The sequence below is a fragment of the Elusimicrobiota bacterium genome (genome assembly GCA_040757695.1).
Lineage (GTDB): Bacteria > Elusimicrobiota > UBA8919 > UBA8919 > UBA8919 > JBFLWK01.
The window spans coordinates 1-7,822 of record JBFLWK010000091.1 but is presented as its reverse complement, the minus strand read 5'-3'; the positions used below and the strand labels follow the sequence as shown (position 1 = coordinate 7,822).

Below are 7,822 nucleotides of genomic sequence, written 5' to 3'. Positions count from 1 at the left end.
CCGATGAAAACCGACTCAAATTTAATTTCATTTAGCAAACTTCCTTATTCAGCAAAATACTTCCAGCCCGACGGCGGAACAAACGGCTGGACAACAACATTTTATTCCAATGATACTTGGTGCGGGAAATATACAATTCCCCAAAATCAAGGTTCTGATTATGACGGAAATAATTACATAAGCATTTTTGCTCGTGGTCTTGACAATTCACCGATTGACCCAGACGAAGATTTAACGACTTATAATTTGTCAAATACAAATCCTGACCTTTTGCATCAATTCACTATAGCATACACGCCGGATATAGAGTACACGGTACCATCTAATGAAGAGACTGATGTTAGTATAGACTGTAATTTTGAGATAGTTTTTACTCAACCGATGGATACACAATTAGATTGGTCAAAAATTGTCTCAATCACTCCACAAGATGCATCTCTTGTTAATTTTTCGTGGAGTAATGATAACAGGATATTGGCGTTTTCACCAAGCAATTCTTTGAAGCCCAATACAACCTACCAAATCATTATTTCATCTGAGGCAAGGGGTCAAAATGGTGCCAATTTGGAACAACCATACAAGTGGAGTTTTATTACCGAAGGCGGTATGGATGTTTCGTTGATTATAGATAAATCAGGCAGTGTTCAATCCTTGATAGAATCGTATAAAAGAGTAGCATTATCAGCACTGACGATGTTAGATGCCAGCAAAGACAGAGTAACGGTTGTCTCGTTTCACGATTATGCGCGTGTGTTGTATCCATTGGGAAACGATTTTTCAGTTGCTGCAAGTGCAATTCAAACCATTTACAGTGGTGGAATGACGAATATAGCTGATGGCCTTTTGACGGCCCAACAACAATTTGAAAATAATTTAATTTCTGGTCAGGCTAAAGGTCATTTAATACTTACCGATTGGATGCAGACTGTAGGAGCCGATTACCATCCTGTACTTCAGCAGATGGCAACATTAGATCCACCCGTTTACAGTATAACGCCCATTATTGATTATCAAACGAAAGGTGAGTTAAGAGCATCTGGTGGTAATTGGTATCAACTGATTGATTTGAACAGCATAGGAAAAGTAGCAATATCAGAAATGAGAAAAACTGGTTATGTAAAAACGTTTGAAGGTATACTATTACAAGGTGAACAAAAGAAAGAAAATGTTTTTATAGATTCTTCTATCAAGGGTGTAACATTTTCTTTGTATTCTGAAATGATTGGTTTTGACCTGAAAGTTTTTAATCCAGATGGCACCCAATTAGACACAGATAGTCCTTATAGAACTAAGTCAGAGCATTGGGATGTATATTATATTGATAATCCGCAAAAAGGACTTTGGCGTATAGAGATTCAAGGTAAAAACATTAACAGCATGGCTAAATATGATTTGAATATTTCAGCAAAAACATCAATTTATCTTAAACCATTGGGATTCTTATGTGGTGATATAAATCAAACAGTTAATATAGAGGCCCAGTTGATGAATGATTCTAAAATTTCAGATGTAAAAAATGTGTCTTTTCTGTTAAATCGATTGGATAATTCAGTTTTAAGTTTTCCATTGGTTTATGACAGCGTTAGAAAAACATATACCAGCTCATTTATTGTTACTGAAAAAGAACAAGGTGATAACACTTTTAGAATACGAATGGAAGGAACAAATGTTCAGGGAGAATCAATTACAAGAGAAACAAAAGGAATTTTTCATGGACCAAGAATTCCGGTAGAAAGTATTAATATTGGTGAATATACTTATATTAACCTTTTGGGCTATGAAAACCATCCAGAGATGGCAACTTATGGATATGGTGACACTGTTGATATAGAAGTCTGTTGGTGGGGACGGACCTACATAAGTACACCTATTATAAGTGCTTCAGCAGATTTTTCAAATATTGACAGTAACTATTCACATGGCAAAGAAATTGTAGAATTAAGTCAGGATGGTAGTTATGCACGAATTAGATATACAATTAGTAAAGACAATACGAGAACTCCGGGAAATTATGTTATTCCAATTACAGCAACAGATCAATTAGGGGTTACAAGGACATACAATGGATTCGTTGCGATATTAGGTAGGAAACCGTTTTACAAAATACAGGATTTGGGGTATGGTGAATGCCCTATGTTTGGTGATTATGATAATGATGGAGATTTAGACATTGTTGCGGGTAGTGGACAAACAATAAAAATCTTCCAAAATAACAATGGCCAATTTTCTGTTATTCAAGAAGTTTCAATTCCTGGCAGTATTAGTTATAGAAATGGTTTGTTGTGGGTTGATTATGATAATGATGGCGATTTGGACATTATAGGTAGCGGGAACGAATTCGTGAAAGTTTTTAAAAATATAAATAATACTTTTACAGAAGATACAAATCAAAATATTGCTGGACTGAAAGAAAATTCAATTCAAGTTGGAGATTACGATAACGATGGCGATTCTGATTTAGTGATTTGTGGCATCAAAGAAATGTACGGGAGAACAGAACCAATAACTAAAATATACCGAAACGATAATGGTATATTTAAAGAAGACAGAACTCAGCGATTAACTCAAATTCGTGAAGGCGGTTTTGTTTTCGGTGATTATGATAATGATGGAAATTTGGATTTGGCTTTATCTGGAAGAACTGGTATCTATCCAAACACCAGTATTATTTCAAAAATTTATAAAAATAATAATGGTAGTTTTGTAGAAGATACTGCACAGCAATATCTTGTTGCTGTTGCAGAATCACCAAATGTTCAGTGGATAGATTATGATAATGATGGAAAATTAGATTTATCTATAAAAGGTTACACAACTAATGAAAACAATACATTTAATCTTTATAGAAACGACAACGGAATAATGAAAAAAGTATTTGGAATGGGTAGTTCCGGAGAAACAACAAATGGTTTTGCATGGGGTGATGTAGATAACGACGGTGATTTAGATTTAATTGCAGATAAGGATATTTATTATAACGATAATGGAAATTTTAATAGAACACAAAAAATAACAGATACCGCTGGTAAGTGGTGGGCTGATGGTAATGTTGAAAATATATTAAGTGGTGATTTAGATAATGATGGGAATGCAGATTTAGTATTGACAGATTATGGTCGGCTTGAAGTTTACAGAAACTGTAAAAAGATATATAACAGTTTGCCCAATCCTCCTACAAATCTTTCTACTACTTATTCCAATGAGCAGTTTGTATTTACTTGGAATCCAATCTCTGATGTTGAAACACCTGTTAATGGTCTATATTACAATATAAGAATTGGGACAACGCCCGGTGGCAATGAAATTATTTCTGGTAAACAAAGCAGTCCTTTGACTGGTAATTATCTGCGTCCTAAAATTTCAGATACTCAACTTGGTGTAAAATTGAATCTTGCCGGGAATACCACATATTACTGGAGTGTTCAAACGATAGACACAGCACTTAAAACAAGCGAATGGTCACCTGAACAGGCAGTATATATTCAGACAGATTTCACCCCACCAGCAACAAGATTTGAAATTGGACTGCCTAATAAATCTTATGTGGTGTCTGCAATAATACCACAGAATGATGTCACTTCTGTATCTACTACAATAGAATCGTATAAAGGTGATTATGTCTATTGGGGTGGGCCGAGAATAGGTATTCATACATTTGATACTTATTATACACAAGGTACAGATCCACTAGTAATATTAAATTTCAGTCCATCTGGAACACCGGAATTTATACCGGTTCATACAGAGTCAAGCCCACTTGTTTTAACTTTATCTCATGAGGAAGGCAACGCACCATTTATAATTCATCAAAATGATACAATTACGATTACTTATGACAATGGCAAAGTATTAACTGTTTATTTACCTTACACGGAACTTGTTCCTTCTCAATTAGGCGGAACACCTCAGCAACAAGAATTTACTCTCTATGTTGCTTCCGACGGTTCTACATATTATGATAAAGAATTTACAAAAGTCGCCTGTCTTGCTTCCGGTTCACAACCGCATTATTTTGTTACAAAAAACACACCAATAAGGTTATTTGCTACCGACGAGCAAAGCGAAATTAAAGAAATAAAATATAAAATTGATGCTGGCGACTGGCAGGAATATGCTTCTTCATTTACTTTGGCTGATTGTTTAGATGGTGAACAGACTGTATATTTTTACTCCGTTGATACTGGGGATAATAAAGAAGAAGTCCAAACTGTTAAATTTACGATTGATAATACTCCACCGATAACAGAACTCAATATTTCACAGCCAAAATATGAGACGCTGGAAAAAACATATGTTACTGCACAAACAGAGTTTGTTTTGAAGTCAACAGATGCTTTAAGTGGTGTAAAATTTACAAAATATCAAGTTGATAATGGGAATTGGTTTGATTATTCTAAACCATTCACTTTTGCATTGGCACCGGAAGAAGGTTATGTATATATTGCAGATTATTTTAATCATAGAATTATACGAACTCGTATAGATGGTAGCGAATGGTCTTCTTTTGGCACATATGGGAATGGGGTAGGACAGTTTAAATATCCGAAAGATATAGTTTATGATGCTAAAACTAGGTATTTATATATTGTAGACAGTGTCAATTATCGGATAGTGAAAACAAAATTTGATGGTACAGGTTGGACTACATTAGGGTCGCAAGGTTGGGGTGTTGGGCAATTTTATGCACTGCAATCAATTGTATATGATTCAAATACAGATAGTATTTATGTTGCAGATTATATAAAAATTGTGAGAACAAAAATAGATGGTAGTGGCTGGCAGGTATTTAGTCCTGCTGGGGGGCCTAGTGAGAGATTTAATGGTTTAAAAGGTATTTATTATGATGATTCAAATGGTTTTATATATGCTACAGATGCTCAAAATCATAGAGTAGTTAAAACGAAAATTGATGGGAGTGAATTCACATCATTTTATGGTACACCAACAAATCAATTTAATTATCCCTCTAAAATTACATATGATAAAAAAACTGGATATTTTTATATCATAGATGGTTCAAAAATAATCAAAACCCAGTTTGATGGGACAGGATGGACGGAATTGACAGGTTTTTATTATCCTTGGGATTTGTTTTTTGATGAATATGGTAGAAAATTATATATTTCCGATATGTACTACGGTGGCAGAATAGTTCAAACAGATGAGGATGGAGTAGAACGAAAATTCTTAAATGTTTACGCACCTTCCGGTATTTTCTTTGATGCTATATTACTTCCTGAAGGTTTTCACACACTTAACTACTATAGTGAAGATATGCTAAATAATACAGAAGAGACAAAAACTATAAGTGTTATATTGGATAGTACTCCGCCTGAAATAAGAATAAGTTCGCCTGTCGGCGGGGAAAGGTTTGTGACGAAACGAGATAAAATCAACATTGATTTTACAGTGACTGATTTAAGTCCTTTTTCAACCACTGCCTATCTTATACTTACTGAATGTTCAGATTCATCTAAAACAGGTACGAAATTACAGGTGAAAAATGGTGATGTACTTGACCCATTGGATTTACAATACTCCGGTTCATATGTATTAACAGTAAATGCGGAAGATGTTCTCGGGCATACTTCTTCAACATCAACAGCAAAATTTGAAGTAATAATAGATACAGTGCCGCCTTTAACGGTGTATTCAATTGGTCAACCAGTTCGCTTAAAAACACAATTACAACCTGCACTGATATCGAATTTCGAATCTATAACAACTACAATAAATCCATATAAAGGGAATTTGGATTACGGACGTCCATATATATCTTATGATGTACAAAGTCTATATTTTTCAATGGTTTTTGATCCTGATGCCAAATTGGATGAGTTTTCTTATGAACCTACCGAATATATACCTCAACCACTTTATTTGAGATTTTATTTTTATCGAGATACCGAAGATGTCCCATTTATAATTCAAGCAAACGATACGGTTACCATAACTTATGATAGTGGTAAAACATTAACGATATATCTTCCTTATATAAAATTGGATCCCAAACCCAATAATACCCCTGTTGGTATTACTCTTTATATTGCCTCCGATGGCTCTACTTGCTATGATTCAGAATTAAAGCAACCTGCTCACTTAAAACCACAAAAGGAGTACCATTGTTACATAACAAAGAATACCCCAATTACTTTAACTAGTAAAGATGAAGAATTTGAAGTGAAAAAGACATACTATAAAATTGATGAAGATGTCTGGCAGGAGTACTCCTCTTCATTTACTTTGACTAATTACTCTGATGGTGAGCATACATTACATTTCTACTCTGTTGATATCGGAGATAATAGAGAAGAAGTCAAATCTATTAAATTTACAATTGATAATACTCCACCAACTACAGAACTCAATATCTCACAACCAAAATATGAAACGCCAGAAAAAACATATGTTACCGCACAAACAAAATTTACTCTTGTTTCTACTGATACATTAAGTGGTGTAGATTTTACAGAATATCAGATTGACGATAGTAAATGGTACAGAAATGATAACGTTTTTGCTTTGAGTGTAGTTTCTAATGAGGGTTCAATTTATGTAGTAGATACAAATAATCATAGAATTCTAAGAACCAATATAGATGGTACAGAATTTTCATCTTTCGGAACTTATGGAACAGAAGGAGTCGGGACATTTAAAAATCCACAAAAGATATTCTATGATTCGCATACTAGTTTTTTGTATGTCACAGACGCATATAACAAGCGCGTTGTAAAAACCAAATTTGATGGGACTGGTTGGACAACATTGACATCTAATTTGACAGGAGAAAAACGATTTTCTTGTCCTCTGGGAATTGTATATGACCATAATACGGATTATATTTTTGTTGCCGATTGGCCTAATAAAATAGTAAAAACAAAAATAGATGGAACTGGATGGCAAGAGTTAAATTTTATTCAAGGTATTGGATATTTAGTTGGTATATCTGGTATTTGTTATGACAATAGCACCGGGTTCATATATATCTCGGATGCTTATAATCATAGAATAATCAAAACAAAAATTGACGGCAGCGAGAGTTCAGTTTTTTATGGTGTCGGTTCTGATAGATTTTACCACCCGAGAGGTATTTTATATGACTCTAAATCTAGATATTTATACATTGCCGATTCGGGGAATAATAGAATAATTAAAACTAAATTTGATGGTACAGGTTGGATAAAGTTAGGTAGTAGTGGCAATGGAATATTACAATTCAATCAACCCAATGATATTAGTTATGACCCATTTAATGATAGATTATACGTAGTTGATAAATATAATGATAGAATAGTAAAAACAAAAATTGACGGTAGTGAATGGCAGATTCTACAAGAATTTAGATGGCTTTGGTATCCTTCAGGGATTTATTTATATTTAAAAGAATACGAAGGTTCTCATATTATTAGTTATTATAGCCAAGACGAATTGGGTAATCAAGAAAGTATAAAAACATCTAATGTTTTATTAGACAATACAGCACCTGAGATAACAATCAGCACTACTATTGCTGGCAGAAGATATACGGCGACGATAGACAAGATAAACATTAACTTTGCAGTAAGTGATTTAAGTCCTGTTGGGACAACCGCATATTTGACATTAGTAGAAAGTCCGAAGTCCGAAGTCCAAGGTCAAAAAGTATATGTAAAAGCTGGTGATAAAATAGAACCGCTTGATTTACCATATTACGGGTTCTACACTTTAACGGTTGAAGCGACCGATTGTTTAGGACATTATTCGTCGTCTACAACTGCAAAATTTGAGGTTGTCTGGGATACAAAACCGCCGAGGACTGCTGTTGTTACTGGTGAGCCGAAGT

1 protein-coding gene is annotated in these 7,822 nt (G+C 34.2%); it reads left to right on the top strand.

Annotation, left to right across the window (positions count from 1 at the left end; all coding sequences use genetic code 11):
• Positions 1 to 7,822 (top strand): FG-GAP-like repeat-containing protein (locus AB1349_11665; GenBank protein MEW6557987.1); only part of this gene is annotated, 7,822 nt, incomplete at both ends.